The sequence below is a fragment of the Nocardioides piscis genome, assembly GCF_011300215.1.
GTDB lineage: Bacteria > Actinomycetota > Actinomycetes > Propionibacteriales > Nocardioidaceae > Nocardioides > Nocardioides piscis.
In genome coordinates, this window is sequence record NZ_CP049866.1 from 3,259,818 (window position 1) to 3,275,239 (window position 15,422).

Annotated in this window: 18 protein-coding genes; 2 read left to right on the forward strand and 16 right to left on the reverse strand. The window is 69.1% G+C overall.

What is annotated here, in order from left to right:
• Window positions 1–38 precede the first annotated feature (38 nt).
• Window positions 39–698 carry a class I SAM-dependent methyltransferase gene (locus G7071_RS15995; protein ID WP_246210073.1) on the forward strand — a complete coding sequence of 220 codons (660 nt, stop codon included), beginning with the start codon at window positions 39–41 and terminating at the stop codon, window positions 696–698.
• Here the strand turns inward: G7071_RS15995 and G7071_RS19455 are convergent.
• Genes G7071_RS19455 through G7071_RS16010 form a run of 4 tightly spaced genes read right to left on the reverse strand, consistent with a single transcriptional unit; the run spans window position 669 to window position 3,745 of the window.
• Complete coding sequence (locus G7071_RS19455; RefSeq protein WP_246210074.1) at window positions 669–809, reverse strand: hypothetical protein; 141 nt, start codon at window positions 807–809, stop codon at window positions 669–671. The two genes, G7071_RS15995 and G7071_RS19455, sit on opposite strands and share 30 nt — an antisense overlap.
• A complete protein-coding gene (locus tag G7071_RS16000) occupies window positions 806–1,762 on the reverse strand; it encodes a prenyltransferase (protein ID WP_246210075.1) in 957 nt (318 codons plus the stop codon). The genes G7071_RS19455 and G7071_RS16000 overlap by 4 nt, the downstream gene beginning before the upstream one ends.
• Window positions 1,759–2,487 (reverse strand): class I SAM-dependent methyltransferase, encoded by a 729-nt coding sequence (locus tag G7071_RS16005; RefSeq protein WP_166320392.1) that lies wholly within the window; start codon window positions 2,485–2,487, stop codon window positions 1,759–1,761. The genes G7071_RS16000 and G7071_RS16005 overlap by 4 nt, the downstream gene beginning before the upstream one ends.
• The gene (locus tag G7071_RS16010; RefSeq protein ID WP_166320393.1) at window positions 2,474–3,745 is read right to left on the reverse strand and encodes a glycosyltransferase family 4 protein; all 1,272 of its coding nucleotides are present in this window, start codon (window positions 3,743–3,745) and stop codon (window positions 2,474–2,476) included. Before G7071_RS16010 ends, G7071_RS16005 begins: the two co-directional genes overlap by 14 nt.
• 154 nt (window positions 3,746–3,899) lie before the next feature.
• Between G7071_RS16010 and G7071_RS16015 the strand changes: the two genes are divergently transcribed.
• Entirely contained in the window at window positions 3,900–4,499 is a 600-nt protein-coding gene (locus G7071_RS16015; protein ID WP_166320394.1) for a TetR family transcriptional regulator, read from the forward strand.
• Between the two features lie 29 nt (window positions 4,500–4,528).
• On the opposite strand, the gene G7071_RS16020 is transcribed toward G7071_RS16015, so the two are convergent.
• The 12 genes from G7071_RS16020 to G7071_RS19460 form a co-directional block, all read right to left on the reverse strand.
• A complete protein-coding gene (locus G7071_RS16020) occupies window positions 4,529–5,284 on the reverse strand; it encodes an SDR family NAD(P)-dependent oxidoreductase (protein WP_166320395.1) in 756 nt (251 codons plus the stop codon).
• Window positions 5,285–5,295: 11 nt separating this feature from the next.
• Complete coding sequence (locus G7071_RS16025) at window positions 5,296–6,186, reverse strand: 3-oxoacyl-ACP reductase (RefSeq protein ID WP_166320396.1); 891 nt, start codon at window positions 6,184–6,186, stop codon at window positions 5,296–5,298.
• Entirely contained in the window at window positions 6,186–6,389 is a 204-nt protein-coding gene (locus tag G7071_RS16030) for a ferredoxin (protein WP_166320397.1), read from the reverse strand. Before G7071_RS16030 ends, G7071_RS16025 begins: the two co-directional genes overlap by 1 nt.
• 10 nt (window positions 6,390–6,399) lie before the next feature.
• A complete protein-coding gene (locus tag G7071_RS16035) occupies window positions 6,400–7,365 on the reverse strand; it encodes an NAD(P)/FAD-dependent oxidoreductase (protein ID WP_166320398.1) in 966 nt (321 codons plus the stop codon).
• Between the two features lie 58 nt (window positions 7,366–7,423).
• Entirely contained in the window at window positions 7,424–8,125 is a 702-nt protein-coding gene (locus G7071_RS16040) for a hypothetical protein (RefSeq protein ID WP_166320399.1), read from the reverse strand.
• Between the two features lie 5 nt (window positions 8,126–8,130).
• Window positions 8,131–8,499, reverse strand: coding sequence for a hypothetical protein (locus tag G7071_RS16045; RefSeq protein ID WP_166320400.1), 369 nt, complete (start codon window positions 8,497–8,499; stop codon window positions 8,131–8,133).
• 213 nt (window positions 8,500–8,712) lie between these two features.
• Window positions 8,713–9,798: an MCE family protein gene (locus G7071_RS16050; protein WP_166320401.1), complete on the reverse strand. Its 1,086-nt coding sequence runs from the start codon at window positions 9,796–9,798 to the stop codon at window positions 8,713–8,715.
• A complete protein-coding gene (locus G7071_RS16055) occupies window positions 9,795–11,072 on the reverse strand; it encodes an MlaD family protein (protein ID WP_166320402.1) in 1,278 nt (425 codons plus the stop codon). Before G7071_RS16055 ends, G7071_RS16050 begins: the two co-directional genes overlap by 4 nt.
• Entirely contained in the window at window positions 11,069–12,229 is a 1,161-nt protein-coding gene (locus tag G7071_RS16060) for an MCE family protein (protein ID WP_166320403.1), read from the reverse strand. The genes G7071_RS16055 and G7071_RS16060 overlap by 4 nt, the downstream gene beginning before the upstream one ends.
• A complete protein-coding gene (locus tag G7071_RS16065; RefSeq protein WP_246210076.1) occupies window positions 12,229–13,209 on the reverse strand; it encodes an MCE family protein in 981 nt (326 codons plus the stop codon). Before G7071_RS16065 ends, G7071_RS16060 begins: the two co-directional genes overlap by 1 nt.
• Entirely contained in the window at window positions 13,209–14,255 is a 1,047-nt protein-coding gene (locus G7071_RS16070) for an MCE family protein (RefSeq protein ID WP_246210077.1), read from the reverse strand. Before G7071_RS16070 ends, G7071_RS16065 begins: the two co-directional genes overlap by 1 nt.
• Window positions 14,161–15,420: an MCE family protein gene (locus G7071_RS19460; RefSeq protein ID WP_246210078.1), complete on the reverse strand. Its 1,260-nt coding sequence runs from the start codon at window positions 15,418–15,420 to the stop codon at window positions 14,161–14,163. The genes G7071_RS16070 and G7071_RS19460 overlap by 95 nt, the downstream gene beginning before the upstream one ends.
• Window positions 15,421–15,422 lie beyond the last annotated feature (2 nt).

A 15,422-nucleotide genomic window follows, 5' to 3' on the forward strand; every position in this document is an offset into this window, starting at 1 on the left:
GAAACTAGAACGTGTTCCACATACTAGTGTCACGCCGCGTGACTACTGAAGAGATGCCCAGCGAGCTGCTCGAGCACGCCCTGGCAGCCAAGGGGTTCATGCCCGAGGACGAGGGCCTGCTCCTGCACCGCCACGGCCACCGCCAGGCGGCGATGGGTCCGTTGCTGGAGGTCGGCAGCTATTGCGGCAAGTCGGCCATCTATCTCGGGGCCGCGGCCGCGAGCGCCGGCGGCACCCTCTTCACCGTCGACCACCACCGCGGCTCCGAGGAGAACCAGGCCGGCTGGGAGCACCACGACGCCAGCCTCGTCGACCCAGAGTTCGCCTTGATGGACACCCTGCCGGTGTTCCGCAGGACCATCGCTCGGGCAGGCCTGGAGGACCAGGTCGTCGCCGTCATCGGCAGGTCGACCACCGTGGCCCGCCACTGGCGCACCCCGCTGGCGCTGCTGTTCATCGACGGCGGGCACGCCGAGGAGCACGCGCAGAACGACTACACCGGCTGGGCGCACTGGCTGATGCCCGGCGGGCTGCTGGTGATCCACGACGTCTTCGCGGACCCGGCTGACGGCGGCCAGGCGCCCTACCACGTGTTCCAGCGGGCGCTGGCGAGCGGATCCTTCGTCGAGGTCGAGGCGCTGGGCTCGATGCGGGTGCTGGAACGCTCCTCAGGAGAGGCTGGCGACCCGGTCGGCTGAGCTGCAGCCGCACTCGAGGGCGATCTCCGCGAAGTCGGCGGCCAGCGTGGTGCCGCGCATGATGTCCGCGCCGGGGCTCGCGTGCGACAGGGCGTCGACAGCCAAGATCACGGCCGCGGCGGTGTAGGTCGTGTGCTCGTGCGGCCAGTTGACGTCGTCGGGAAGACGTAGCCGGTCCAGTACTTCCCCTGCTCGCCACGCAGGTGCTGCATGTCGGCCAGCAGCCTGATCGCGCGCGTGCGGTCACCGACGGCGTCCAGCGCCATCACCAGCTCGCAGGTCTCGGCGCCCGTCACCCAGGGGTTGTGCGAGACGCACCTGATGCCCAGCCCGTCCTCGACGAACGTGTCCCACCTGGAGTCGAGCAGCTCTCGGGCGGCTGGGCCGCGCACCGCCCCACCCAGGACGGGGTAGTACCAGTCCATCGAGAACTCGGACTTGTCGAGGAACAGGTCGCGGTGCTCGCGCAGCGCGTGACCGAGCCGGCCGCCGGCCAGCTCCCACTCGGGCTGGGGCTCGTCGGTCAGCTCGGCGAGGGCCGCGCCTGCGCGCAGGCTCTGGTAGATGCTCGACGAGCCGGCGACCAGGGCGTCGGCGTTGACCTTGGCGGGGCGCCCGTCGGCCCACTCCTGCGACCAGGCGATGCCACCGAAGGGCAGCTGCATGCCGACGACCCAGTCGAGCCCTCGGCGTACGGCCGGCCACATCCGGCGCACGAACTCCTCGTCGCGGCGCACCAGCCAGTGGTGCCAGACACCGACAGCGAGGTAGGCGGACATGTTGGTCTCGCCCGAGTGGTCCTCGACCTGCCCGCCGACGACCTTCATCGGCCACGAGCCGTCGTCGCGCTGCATCGAGAGGACCCAGTCATAGGCGCGCTCGGCGGCCTCGACCTCACCACCGACCAGCAGCGCCATCGCCGCCTCGACGTGGTTCCACACGTCGGTGTGCTCCCCCGTGGTCCACGGGATCGCCCCGTCCGGCTCCTGCATCGCCGCGATCGACGCAGCCGTCTCCTCGACCTGCGCCCAGGTCAGGACGTCCTCGACCGTCTTCGCGGTCAAGACGCCGGGGCCGAATCGGGCTTGCGGAAGTAGAGCACCATGCTCTTGCCGATCATCGGGTCGAGCACCTTGCCCGCGAGCTGCAGGGCCTTGGGGTTCTTCATGATCTCCCAGACCAGGAGCTTGTGATAGGCCTTGGCGAGCGGGTGGTCGTCGTTGGTCACACCGACGGCGCACTTGATCCACCAGTACGGCGCGTGCAACCCGTGCGCGTAGTCCTTGCCCGTGAACTCCACTCCGGCCTTGCTGACCTTGTCGATCAGCTCCTTGTCGGTGTAGATCCGGATGTGCCCGCCCTCGACGTTGTGGTAGTCGTCGGAGAGCTTCCAGTTGATGACCTCGGGCAGCCAGCGCGGGACGCTCACGGCGAGCGTGCCGCCGGGCCGCAGCACCCGAACCAGCTCGTGGATGGCAGCGATGTCGGCCGGGATGTGCTCGAGGACCTCGGCGGCCACGATGCGGTCGAACTCGTCGTCGGCGAACGGCAGGGCGAGCGCGTCGCCCTCCTTCACGTCGGCCTCGGCGCCGTCCGGCACCTCGCCGGCGTCCTTCATCGCGCCGAACCACTCGCGGACCACGGCCAGCTCGTCGGCGTCCTGGTCGAAGGCGATGACGTCCGCCCCGCGCTTGTACATCTCGAAGGCGTGGCGGCCCGCCCCACAGCCCATGTCGAGCACCCGGTCACCCGGGCGCAGGCCGAGGCGGTCGAAATCAACGGTCAGCACTGGTGTTCTCCTTCAACTCGCGCCGCTCGGCGCGATAGCTGTCGATCGTTCGCTGGTATGCCGATGCGGTGGCAGCGGCCACGGCCCGCCAGCTGAACAGGCGTTGGACGCGTTGCCGGCCGGCCCGGCCCATGCGCTCACGGCGCTCGGGGTCGTCGAGCAGCTCCTCGAGCGCTCGGGTCAGCTCGCCGACGTCGCCGGGTGTGACCAGGAGGGCGCACTCACCGTCGGGACCGACGACCTCGGGGATGGCGCCTGCGCGGGACACCACGAGCGGGGTCTCGCACGCCATCAGCTCTGCTGTCGGCAGCGAGAAGCCCTCATAGAGCGACGGGACGCAGGCCAGCTCGGCCGAGCCCATGATGTCGATGAGCTCGGCCTGCGAGACCCCGCTGACGAAGGTGACGTGCTCGGCGATGCCGAGGTCGTCGATCAGCCGCTCGGTGCGGCCGCCGGCCTCCGGCTTGGTCACCAGCAGCAGCTCGACCTCCCGCTCGGTGCGCAGCTTGGCGAAGGCCTCGAGCAGGGTGGCGATGCCCTTCATCGGCGCGTCGGCGCTGGCCATGGCCAGGATGCGGCCGGGCACCCGCGGGACGGTCGGCGGCACGAACGTGTCCTCCACACCGAGCAGGACCGTCTCCATGCGGCCGGGGTCGACGCCGAAGTCGAGGGCGATGTCGCGCGCCGAGGTGTCCGAGGGGGTCAGGATGGTGCGCGCCTGGCGGGCGACCTTGGCCTGCATGCCCACGAAGCCGTACCAGCGGCGCAACGAGAGCTTCTTGCGCAGCGTGGGCGCAGCCTCGATGTCGATGCGTCGGTCGAAGGTGATCGGGTGGTGGATGGTGGTCAGCAGCGGCAGGCCCATCTTCTCGATCTCGAGCATGCCGTAGCCGAGGACCTGGTTGTCGTGCACCACGTCGAAGTCACCCGAGCGCTGCCGGAGCAGGCGCGCGACCCGGCGACTGAAGGTCTTGGGCTCGGGGAAGCCCGCCGTGCACATCGTGAGGAACTCCTCGACGTCGATCAGGTCGCGGAACTCACGCAGCCTGGGGACGCGGAACGGGTCGGGCTCGCGGTAGAGGTCGAGACTGGGGACCTTGGTGAGGCGAACACCCTCGTCGAGCTCGGGGTAGGGCTGACCGGAGAACACCTCCACGTCGTGCCCGAGGTTGACCAGCTCCCGGCTCAGGTGCCGGATGTAGATCCCTTGGCCGCCGCAATGTGGCTTGCTCCGGTAGGACAGCAATGCAATACGCACGCGCCGCGACCTTTCTCAAATGAAGTGGAACGTGTTCCTATTATGTCCCACCCGTTGGTAGCGTTCTTCGCGGTGTTCAACGGGACCGCCCTGGGGACTGTTCCGTCGTCGAACTGTGCTCCCCGTCACACGACGCACGACTCTGGAGAAATACGTGAGCGACACCCCCGCCCTGACCGCCGACGACCTGGGCTCGAGCGCCCAGCGCGAACGGCGCGAGCGCATCCTCGACGCGACGATCGAGCTCGCCTCCCAAGGCGGCTTCGACGCGGTCCAGATGCGTGCGGTGGCCGAGCGGGGCGACGTGGCCCTCGGCACCTTGTACCGATACTTCCCGTCCAAGATCCACCTCCTCGTCACCGCGCTCGCCCGACAGTTCGAGCGCACCGAGAGCGTCCTCAGCAGCAAGCCGATCCCCGGCGACACCCAGGCCGACCGGGTGATCGCGGTGCTGCGACTGGCCACCCGGGGCCTCCAGGGCGACCCACACCTCACGGAGGCGCTGACCCGGGCCTTCATGTTCGCCGACAGCTCGGCGTCCCAGGAGATCCACGCTGTGGGGATGCTGCTGACCCGGATGCTGACGCGCGCGATGCACCCCGGCATCGACGAGGTCAGCGATGACGACATCGCCATCGCCCGCGTCGTCGGCGACGTGTGGCTCTCGGCCCTGGTCGCCTGGGTGACCGGGCGCAGCACCGCGGAGGAGACGGCCGCGCACATGGAGTACGCGGTCCGCCTGATCTTCCGCTGAGCCGCCGCTGAGCCGCCGTCGGGGCTTGCTCAGCCGCCGAAGGCGTGGGTGGCGGTGGCGCCGCCGTCGACGGCGATCTCCGCACCAGTGATGTAGGCGCTCTCGTCGCTGGCGAGGAAGACGTACGTCGGCGCGATGTCGCTCGGCGTCCCGACCCGGCGCAACGGAACCTTGCTGGCGCCGAACTCCATCGCGACGTCGCCGCCGTGGACACGTGTCATCGGGGTGTCGATCATGCCGGGGTGGACCGAGTTGACCCGGATCTTTCGTCGACCCAGCTCGTGGGCAGCAGCCTTGGTCATCCCCCGGATGGCCCACTTGCTCCCGCAGTAGGCGATCACCGAGCCCATGCCGCCGAGTCCCTCGATCGAGGACGCGTTGACGATCGAGCCGCCGCCGTTGCGCTTCATCGTCGGCACGACTGCCTGCATGCCGAGGTAGCAGCCCTGCAGGTTGACGTTCCAGATCAGCTGCGCCTCCTCCAGCGGCATCTTGTCGATGTCGCCGAAGCGGAGGATGCCGGCGTTGTTGACCAGCACGTTGACGGGGCCGAAGCGGTCGTTGGTGTCGGCGACCAGCTCCTGCCAGGACGCGGCGTCCGAAACGTCGTGCCGGGTGAAGTGGGCCGAGTCCCCCAGCTCGTCCGCGAGCGCCTGCCCGTCGGCCTCGTTGATGTCGGCGAGCGCGACCTTCGCGCCCTCGGCGACGAAGGAGCGCGCGATCTCCGCCCCCTGTCCTTGTGCGGCACCGGTGACGATGGCGATCTTGCCGGCCAGACGACCCATGATCGTTCCTCTCAGATCTTCAGTTTCATGACCGAGTCCGCGGCAAAGCCGACGGACGGGTCGCGGTCGGCGAAGAAGGCGCCGATCTGCTTGTCCAGGTCGTCGTGCGTCCACGCGGTGTCGGTGGCGTCGAAACGCTGCTCGACCACCGGCGCCGCGAGGAGTGCCACCATCCCGCCGTACACCACGAAGACCTGGCCCGCGACGCGCTGGGCGGCGGGCGACGCGAGGTAGGCGACGAACGGGGCGACGTGGTCCGGCGAGTAGGGGTCCATCTCGGCCCCGGAGGTGTCCTCGCCGAAGACCGCCTCGGTCATGGCGGTCCGGGCGCGCGGGCAGATGGCGTTGGCGCTCACGCCCATGCGGCCCAGGCCGCGGGCGGCCGAGAGCGTCAGGGCGGCGATGCCCGCCTTGGCGGCGGCATAGTTGGCCTGACCGGGCGATCCGCCCAGGAAGGCCTCGGACGCGGTGTTGATGATCCGGCCGAAGACCTGCTCGCCGGTCTCCTTGTGCTGCGCACGCCAGTGAGCGGCCGCGTTGCGGGTCAGCAGGAAGTGTCCGCGCAGGTGGACCCGGATGACGTCGTCCCAGTCCTCGTCGGAGAGGTTGAAGAGCATCTTGTCGCGCGTCATGCCGGCGTTGTTGACCACGATGTCCAGCGAACCCAGGGCCAACGCAGCGGCGACCATGGCATCGGCCGTGCTCCGCTCCCCCACGTCACCGGCGACCGCGCTCGCTTCGACACCGAGCTGCACGATCTCCTCGACCGCCTCCTTGGCTGCGGACTCGTCGAAGTCGTTGACCACGACGCGCGCGCCCTGGCGGGCCAGGGCGAGCGCCTCGGCGCGCCCGAGGCCGGCGCCGGCGCCGGTGACGACGGCGACCTTGCCCTCGAGCGTCATCAGCTCTCTGGTCCGTCGACGAGCGAGATGGCGGCGCGCGGGCAGGAGGCCACCGCCCGGCGTACGGCCTCGAGGTCGGCCTCGCCCACCTCCTCCTTCTTGACGACCAGGAAGTCGTCGTCGTCGAGCTCGAAGACCTCGGGGGCCAGGGCCTCGCACATGGCATTCGACTCGCACAGGTCGAAGTCGACCTTGACCTTCATGATGCGCTCCTCATCCTTCGCTTGAGTGACCGGGGAAGACGTGGGCACTGGGATCGATCGCGACGGCAGCGTTGTTGACGGCCGTGGCCGCCTCGCCGAAGCCGACGGCGATCAACCGCACCTTGCCGGGATATTCGGTGATGTCGCCAGCGGCGAAGACGCGCTCGAGGTTGGTCCGCATGGAGGTGTCGACGCAGACGTGACGCTTGTCGGTGTCGATGCCCCAGGTCTGCAGGGCACCGAGGTCGGCGATGAAGCCGAGCGCGGCGACCACCGCCTGGGCGGGGCGCGTGTGCGGCTCCTGGCCGTCGACGGTGATCTCCACCTCCTGCAGCGTGTCCTCACCCCGCAGCGCCGTGACCTGGGCCTTGGTGATGATCTCGACCGACGAGTCGCGGACTGTCGCGACGGTGCGCTGGTGGGCCCGGAAGGCGTCGCGCCGGTGCACCAGCGTGACCGAGGCTGCGATCGGCTCGAGGTGCTGGGCCCAGTCGAAGGCGCTGTCGCCACCGCCGACGATCACCACGTCCTTGCCCTGGTAGGGCTCGAAGCTGGGCACGAAGAACTCAAGACCGCGGCCGAGCCATCCCTCCGCGGCGGGGAGAGCCCGAGGGCTGAACTTGCCGATGCCGGCGGTGATCAGCACCGCACCGGCCTCGATCCGGGTGCCGTCGTCCAGGCCGACCACGACTCGGTCGCCCTCGTGGACGAGCGTCTCCGCCGTCCGGTCGAGGTGGAGGGCGGGGTCGGCGGTCATGGCCTGGGTGACGAGCCCTGAGACGAGGTCGCGCCCCTTCACACTGGGGAACCCGGCGACGTCCAGGATCGCCTTCTCCGGATACATCGCCGTGATCTGGCCGCCCAGCTCGGGCAGCGAGTCGACCAGGGCGACGCGGAGGCCGCGGAAGCCTGCGTAGTAGGTGGCGAACAGGCCCGTGGGTCCTGCGCCGATGACGACCAGATCTGCCGTGGACACGCCTCAGACACCTCCTCGCACACCGGAACACTAGAACACGTTCTATCAAGGCCAGACACTAGCCGAGTGCGTTGACTCCCGCTATGGCCCAGTCGCCATCGACACGTTCGAGGTCGATCACCAGGCGGTTGCGCACGAGCTGGTTGGCCTGGGTGCGTGCCGACGACGTCTCCTGGTTGACGAAGACCAGGACCTTCGCCTTCTCCCCCGTCGAGGAGATGATGGACGAGGCGACTGCTGTCGCCTCCTGGCTGATCTTGTTGCGATCGGTGTTGGCACGGACCGCGTCCATCGCGGAGTCGTACTCCTCGCGGAACTCCGGCGTCATCCGGGCCGTGGCGACCTCGATGTCCTGGTCGAAGGTGTCGTGGTGATAGCTCAGCACCCGTTGGCTCAGGTCGGAAGCGGCCACGAGCAGCGCCGTGCGGGAGTCCTCGTCGGTGACCTGCCCGGTGTCGGCGGCCACTCCCTGCGGCGGGTCGAGCGCGTCCTGGACCTGGAAGCCGGTGAAGACGGCCAGGCCGACGACCAGGGCCGTCAGCACCGCGGCCAGCGCAGGGCTTGCGAGCAGCCCGCCGCGGCGTTCGCCGTCGGTGACCACCGGCGTCGTGGACGTCTCGTCCTGCGCGGGGGTCGTCGCGACGGACTCGACCCCGACCGGGGGCACCTCGGACTGACAGAAGCGGCACTTGACCGCGGCCGTCTTGATGGTCTCGGCACAGAACGGACAGGGACGCTCGTCGCTCTTCAGCTTGGCCATCGCGATCACCCCACGAACTGGAGGCCGGAGGTGAGCCAGCGCTCACCCTCCTTGGCCATCGTGAGCTGGATCCGCCAGGGCACGGTGCGGGGCTTCCCGCCGGTCGACTTGCTGGTCACCTCGGTGTTGGCCGCGACATAGACCGTGGCGGCGGTCGGACTGATGTCACCGATCCCGACCTCGAGGACCGTGGCCTCGGCCGAGGACTCCTGGTCGCGGGCCGACTTCGCCAGCGCGTCGAGCTCCTCGGCGTACTGCTCCTTGAACTCACCCGTCGCGCCCTCGAGGACGGTCTCGGCCTGCTCGTCGACCGTCTCGTGATCGATGCCGAGGAAGGCCTGCACCTGAGCGGTCGCCGCGCGAGTGACGTCCACCTGGTCCTGGCCACGCTTCTCGGCCTCGGTGTCGCCGGGGATGGCTTCGGCCCCCGGGTGAGCAGCACCGTGAGCGCCACCCCGAGCAGGACGCCGAGGACCAGCAGGACGACGTTGAGCAGGCGCAGGTTCATCGGTCGACCCCGGTGATGACGTCGGTGTAGGACGGGCCGGCACGGTTGGCCGTGACCCCGGTGGGCGGCGGTGCGTACTTCATGCCTCGCATGTTGACAGGCGCGCCACTGCGGCATTCAGCCGGGTAGTAGTCGAGGAACGACGTCTCGCTGGGCGAGCGCCACTGGTTGCGCGGCAGATAGCCGTCGGTGCACGGCGGGGGTCCTGGTTGAAGTTGACGTGGACGCGACCGAACTTCTCACCGCTGACCTTGTCGTCCATCAGGGCCGTCGGGCCGGCGGCCAGCAGGCGAGGGAACGTGACCAACAGCTGTTCGATGCCGTGGCGTCGCTCGGCGATGATGCGGGTGACCTCGTTGGTGTTGGCCAGGAACGGCGGCAGGACCGGCTGGAGGCCGTTGACGAGCTTCTCGACCTCGGTGGCCGCCGGGGCCCCGTCCTCGAGGACCGTGCGGATGTCGGGGTCGCTGACACGCAGGGTGTCGGTCAGGACGGCGAGGTCGCGCGCGAATGACCGGATGTTCTCGCTGTTGGCGGCCTGGGTCTCGAGCACGGGCTGCGCGTTGTCGAGCAGCTGGATCGTCTGCTCCTGGTTGGCGCGCGCCTCGGCGACGAGCAGCTGGCCGTCGGTGATCATCGAGCGCAGCGGGCCGGCGTTGCCCCCGAACATCAGTCCGAGCTCGTCGACCACGACCCGCAGGTCGTCCTTGTCGATGGACCGCACCAGGGACCCGAGGTCCTCGAGCAGCACGTCCTCGCCGATCGGCAGCGCGGCCGCGTCCCCGGTGATGACGTCGCCCTGGGAGAGGTAGGGGCCCTCCTCGGCAGCCGGCTCGAAGTCGAGGTACTGCTCCCCCACCGCCGACAGGTTGTGGACGAAGACCTCCGAGTTCTCGGGCACCTTGGCCTCGTCCTCGAGCGCGAGATCGAGGCGGAGCCCACCCTCGTGGACGGTCATGTCGTCCACCTTGCCGATCTTCACCCCGCGGTAGGTCACCTCGGAGCCGATGAAGACGCCGCCCGAGTTGGGCAGCTCCACGTGGGCGACGAACCCGCGGCCCAGCACCTTGTCCACCAGGCCGAGATAGGCCCCGGCCACATAGACGATGCCGATCGCGCTCGCCACCACGAAGGCGATGAGCCGGGTCCGCACTCCCCGCGTCATCGGGCACCACCAGGGGCCGCGACCCGGGCGAGGGCCTCAGGACTCAGGGCCGCCGGGACCCGGGCAAGCGTCCGGGGTCGGCACAGCGGCACGTTGAGCCCCGAACCTGCCTCGCACAGCTGCTCGACCGCGGGGCCCGCCTGGGAGCACACCGGCGCCAACGGGGTGCTCACGCACAGCGTCTGGAGCTCCTGCAACGTGGTGGGGACCAGACCGCCCTGGGAGACGGGCGTCAGGTTGACCTGCATCAGGAAGGCCACGTTGGCATAGTCGCCCTTGATCGCGTTGACGGCCTCCGGCGGGAACGGGTAGGCGGCGGTGGCGACCAGCCCGGGGACGAGCGACTCGTCGGCGTCGGCGAGCTCGCGCAGTACGGGCTCGAGGTGGCGGAGCTGGGCGATCAGGTCGTCCTTGGTCGCGTTGATCACCCGGGTGCCCACGGCGCCGAGCTTGTCGAGCTCGACCAGCAGGTCGACCAGCTCGTCGTGCTGCTTGTCCAGGACGGCGATCGCCGGCCCCATCGCATCGAGGGCGTCGCCGATCGTCTCCTTCTCAGCGACCAGGGTCTTGCTGAGGTTGTTGAGCGCGTCGAAGGCCGCGATCAGGTCGTCGCGCTGCCCGTTCAGGGTGGTCATCAGCGTCTCGACCTCGGACAGGACGCTGCGCATCGCGCCTGTGCGACCCGTCATCATCTTGTTCAGCTCCTGGCTGATCGTCTTGATCTGCGCCACCCCGCCTCCACTCAGCAGGAAGGACAGCGCCCCCAGGACCTCCTCGACCTCCGGGTTGCGACCGGTCTGGTCGAGCCCGATCACGTCTCCCTCGCCGAGAGAGTCACCGTTGGCCGAGACGGCCTGGGTGCCCGCACCGTCGGTGCCGGCGCCCACCGGCTCCTCGCTCGCCTCCGACGGCTCGAGGAGAGCGACGTACTTCTCGCCCAGGAGGCTCGCCTGACGGATCTCCGCCACGGCATCGCCGGGCAGCTCGACGTCCTTGCGGATCCGCAGCTTCACCTCCGCGTGCCAGCCGACCCGCTTGACGTCGAGGACCTGGCCGACCGGCACGTCGTCGACCATCACCGCGGTCTGCGGCACGACGTTGAGGACGTCGGTGAACACGGCTGTGATCTCGAAGCCGTCCTCCTCGGCCACCGAGTGCTTGCCTCCTGGCAGGGGCAGGTCGTAGGCGTCGTCCACGACGCACCCGGAGGTGAGTACGGCGGCCAACGCCAGGGCGCCCACCCTCACGAACCCGCGTGAGCTGCTTCGTCTCATGATGCACCTCCGAGGATCGCGACCAGGTCGTCGCCGACGGGGGCCCTGCCTGCGGAGTCCGACGCAGTGGTCCGCTGTCTCGGACCCCCACCGCCCTCGGCGCCGAGGATCGGACCCAGCAGGTCGTCGAGGAGCGAGCAGACCTGGCCCACGTTGGGGGTTCCGTTCGCCTTGAGGGTCTCGCAGAGGAACTCCTCCGGCCGCTCGAACGCCGCGCCGACGTTGACCCGTGAGCCGAAGGTGCCGGTCTGGGGCTCGAAGGAGAGTGCCAGGTTGCTCATCGCCAGCGGACCCTTCTGGAGCACCAGCGCCAACGAGTCCTTCTCGGACTCCAGTGTGCCCATGAGGCGGCCCAGCCGCTGCACGTCGCGCGTCAGCACGGTGCGGTTCTCGGCGATGAAGCCGCGCACGGTGCCGAGCGCCCTGGCCAGGGCTGCCAGCACGCGGCGCAGCGCGACCCGCTCGCCCGCGAGCTGGCTCGAGACACCGGTCAGGTTGCCGATGAAGTCGTTCACGAGCTCGTCGTGGACGGCCAGGGTCTCGGTGAACGAGGCCAGCGAGCGGACGTTCTCGAAGAGGGGTCCGCGGTTGTCGCTCAACGTGCCGACCGCTGCGGACAGGTTGCGGATCGCCTCACCCCCCTGCTCGCCGTTGCCGTCGAGGGCCTTGGCACCCGCCTGGAGGACGTTGTTCAGGGGTCCGGAGGCCTGTCCCGGCTTGGGGCCGAGCGCGATGGCGACGTCGTCGAGCGCGGCATACATCCGGTCCAGCTCGATGGGAGTGTTGGTGCGCTCGAGCGGGATGTCGCCCCCGTCCGGCAGCTCGGGACCCTCGGTGTGCACCGGGAAGACCTGGATGTAGCGGTCGGCCACCAGCGTCGGCGTCACCAGCGCCGCCTTCACGTCGGCCGGCAGGCGATACTTGCCCTCGTAGGTCATCTCGACGCGCACCGCGTCACCGTCGGGGATCACCGCCTCCACGACGCCGATCTTGACGCCCATCACCCGCAGCTCGGTGCCGGGATAGATCGCCACGGCGCGGGAGAAGCGCGCCGAGACGCTGCGCTGGTCGTCACCCGGCAGTACGACGAGGGCGAGCGCAGCCAGGAAGACGACGGCCAGCACCGACGCGACCGCCTTGACCGGGAGCTGCGGCATCACGACCCCTCTCGCGGACCAGGCACGAACTCGCCGGAGAAGACGCCGGTGATGTTGGGGACGTAGGCGTCGAACCACGGGCCGGTGCCGACGATGTTGCCGAGGATGTTGACGTAGGGACCGTAGTTGTTCAACAGCTCCTTGAGCTTGGCCTCGCGCTGCTCGAGGTGGCCCAGGACGTCGTCGATCAGGTCGAGGGTGGGCTTGAGCTGCTCCCGGTTGTCCGCGACGGTCCCCTCGAGGTCCTCGGCCAGCTGCCGCACGTTGAGGAGGAGGTCGTGGATCGCCTGCTTGCGGCGACGGATCTCGGCGAACACCAGGTTTGAGCTCCGCATGATGGAGACCAGGTCGCCCTTGCGCTCGTCGAGCAGCGAGGTGACCCTGGCCGAGCTGGTCAGCAGCTCACCGATCTCCTGGTCGCGCGAGGCGATGGTGCGGGAGAGCCGCGAGATGCCACGGAAGCTCCCCTCGACCTCGGGGGCCGCAGCGTCGATGGTCGTGGCCAGCGTGTTGAGGGCCTTCGACAGGGTCTGCTTCTGGGTGCGCTCGGTGGTCGTGGTGAGCTGACCGAGGGTGCCGACGATGTCAAAGGTCACCTCGGTTCGCTCCAGGGGGATGGTGCTGCCCTCCGGCATCCTCCCGGTCCCCTTGGAGGCGACGTTGAGGAACTTCTCGCCCAGGAGGTTCTGCACCTCCACCGCGGCCGTGGTCTCCTCACCGAGCACGGCGTCGTCGACCTCGAAGTCCACCACGATGCGGTCCTTCTTGATCCGCAGGTCGTTGACCCGGCCGACCTTGACGCCGGCCACCTGAACCGAGCTGCCCACCCGCAACCCACTGGCGTCGATGAGCTCGGCGTGGAACTCCTGGCCCTTGAAGCCAGGAAAGCGCTGCAGGTTGAAGGCGGCGGCCATCACCACGAGCAACCCCACCATGGTGATGGTCCCCAGGCGCAGGACCTGGCGATCGGAACGGGCCATCAGGGCTTGCACCTCGACGTCTTGGAGTGGATGACGAAGCGCGCGATCCGGTCCACGGTGGCCTGCGGGAGCACGTCGGTGAGCTGCTTGGGCAAGACGATGCCACCGGTGAACTGGCAGAGGTAGTAGTTGTACCAGGAGCCATAGACCCCGATCCGGGTCTGGCGCGCGAGCATGGTCGGCAGCGTGTCCAGCGTCTCGCTGAGCAGCGCCTTGTTCTCAGGACGGGCCAGGACCCCGAACAGCCGCCGGAGCTCGGCCACGTCGCGCTTGAGCAGCGGGCGGCTCTCGTCCAGCAGGTCGGAGAGGGTCACCGACAGGGCGGAGATGCTCGTCAGGGACCGGCCGATGGCAGTGCGGTCGCGCGCGAGGTTGCCCGTCCAGTCCTTCAGGCTCGTGATCAGCTGGCCGAGCTGCTGGTGGTGGTCGTCGACGGTGCGCATCAGCGTGGTCAGGTTGACGATGACCTCACCGATGAGCTGGTCACGATCGGCGAGCGAGTTGGTCAGCTCGGCCGTCTGCTTCAGCAGCCCGGCCACCGTCCCGCCCTCGCCCTGGAGCACCTGGACGAGGTTCATCGACAGCTCGTTGACGTCCTCGGGGTTGAGGGCTGCGAACAACGGCTGGAAGCCGTTGAACAGTGCGGTCAGGTTGAGCGCCGGCGTGGTCTGGGAGATCGGCAGCGTCGCTCCTGGCTCCAGCCGCTCGGCGTCGGTGTTCCCCTGCTGGAGGGCGAGGTAGCGATCACCGACGAGGTTGAGGAAGCGCACGCCCGCGCGCGAGTCGGTGGTCATCGGGACGTCTCGCGCGACCGAGAACGTCACCTTGGCCTGGGTGCGGTTGAAGATCTCGACCTTCTCGACCTCACCGACACCCACCCCCGCGACGCGCACGTCGTCTCCCTTCACGATCTCGCTGGCGTTGGTGAAGATCGCGGAGTACTCCACCCGGTCACCGAGGCCGAAGCCGCCCATGATCGAGGCGAGCGTCAGCGTCATCACGAGCGACACGGCGGTGAAGATCGTCAGCTTGACGCTGGAGAGCATGAACGTGAGGTTGCGGTCGGCTGCCATCACAGACCACCCCCTCGTTCGTCGTGGTCCGAACCGTCCCGCAGTGGCAGGTAGGGGCGGGCTTCTGGAAGTCGTGGGGCAGGCCGAGGCACCAGGGGCCGTGTCCCACCTCGCCGTAGACCGGGCGGTCGGCTGCCGTGTAGGCCTTGCGCTGGGGTGCTCCGAACTCGAGCGTCTGGCGGATGATGCTGTCCGCGAACACTGCGCGCGTGTCGGGCCGCTGAGCGTCGATGCCGGTCAGCATGCAGTTCAGCTGGGGAGAATAGGTGTCGAGGAGACGCAGGAGCGGGACGCCGTACCTGCCCTGCTCGATCAGCGCCTGCTCGTTCTCGGACAGCACGTTGCGGGTCGAGACCGCCACACCGGTCAGGGCGTTGATGAGCTGACCGAACTCGGCCTTCTTCTGGACCAGGGTCCGCGCGCTGACGGTCGCGTTGCGCAGCAGTCGGATCAGGTCGGGTGCCGCGAGCTCGTAGGTCTTGGCGACGGTGGCCAGTGCCACCATGTCGCGCTTGAGCTGCGGCAGGTGCTGGTTCATCTCGCGCAGGTAGGCGTCGAGGTCCTCCATGGTCTGGCCGAGCTTCTCGCCCTGCCCTGTCAGGGCGTGCGCCAGGGCATAGAGGGTGGCATTGAGGTCGGCCGGGCGGACGGCGCGCAGCAGCGGGAAGAGGTCGGCCAGGATCGTCTGGATCTCGACGTTGGTGCGCACCCGGTCCGCGGGAATGACGTCGCCGTCGCGCAGCACACCCGCACTGGTGACGCCGCCCTCGGGCGGGATCAGCTGGACGTACTTCTGGCCGAACAGCGTGGTCGGGAGGATCTCCACGGTGATGTCACGCGGGATCGTCCTGGCGGCCTCCGGCTCCAGGGCCAGGGTGATGACCGCCTTGTCCCCGTCGTTCTCGATCTCACGGACGTCTCCGACCAGCGCTCCGTGGACGCGCACGTCGCCATACTTGGCCAGCTGGAGACCTGCCCGGTCGGCATGGACCTTGACTCGGGTGACGTCGGTGAAGACCTTGCCGTAGATCGCGATCGAGAGCGCGATGAGCAGCGCCATCGCGGTGAGGTAGGCGACTCCGGCGACGAACAGGCGCGCGTGCTCCCCCTTGGTGTCGTGGTAGATGTTCACGAACATGC

Coding starts and splice junctions, on each gene's coding strand:
- G7071_RS16020 (WP_166320395.1), bottom strand. CDS start 5,284: ATGGGTCGTCTGGCCGGCAAGATCGCCATCGTCACCGGTGCCGCACAA.
- G7071_RS16025 (WP_166320396.1), bottom strand. CDS start 6,186: ATGACGCTCGAGGGCAAGGTCGCCGTCGTCACCGGCGCCGGCGCCGGC.
- G7071_RS16030 (WP_166320397.1), bottom strand. CDS start 6,389: ATGAAGGTCAAGGTCGACTTCGACCTGTGCGAGTCGAATGCCATGTGC.
- G7071_RS16040 (WP_166320399.1), bottom strand. CDS start 8,125: ATGGCCAAGCTGAAGAGCGACGAGCGTCCCTGTCCGTTCTGTGCCGAG.
- G7071_RS16050 (WP_166320401.1), bottom strand. CDS start 9,798: ATGACGCGGGGAGTGCGGACCCGGCTCATCGCCTTCGTGGTGGCGAGC.
- G7071_RS16055 (WP_166320402.1), bottom strand. CDS start 11,072: ATGAGACGAAGCAGCTCACGCGGGTTCGTGAGGGTGGGCGCCCTGGCG.
- G7071_RS16060 (WP_166320403.1), bottom strand. CDS start 12,229: ATGCCGCAGCTCCCGGTCAAGGCGGTCGCGTCGGTGCTGGCCGTCGTC.
- G7071_RS16065 (WP_246210076.1), bottom strand. CDS start 13,209: ATGGCCCGTTCCGATCGCCAGGTCCTGCGCCTGGGGACCATCACCATG.
- G7071_RS16070 (WP_246210077.1), bottom strand. CDS start 14,255: ATGCTCTCCAGCGTCAAGCTGACGATCTTCACCGCCGTGTCGCTCGTG.
- G7071_RS19460 (WP_246210078.1), bottom strand. CDS start 15,420: ATGTTCGTGAACATCTACCACGACACCAAGGGGGAGCACGCGCGCCTG.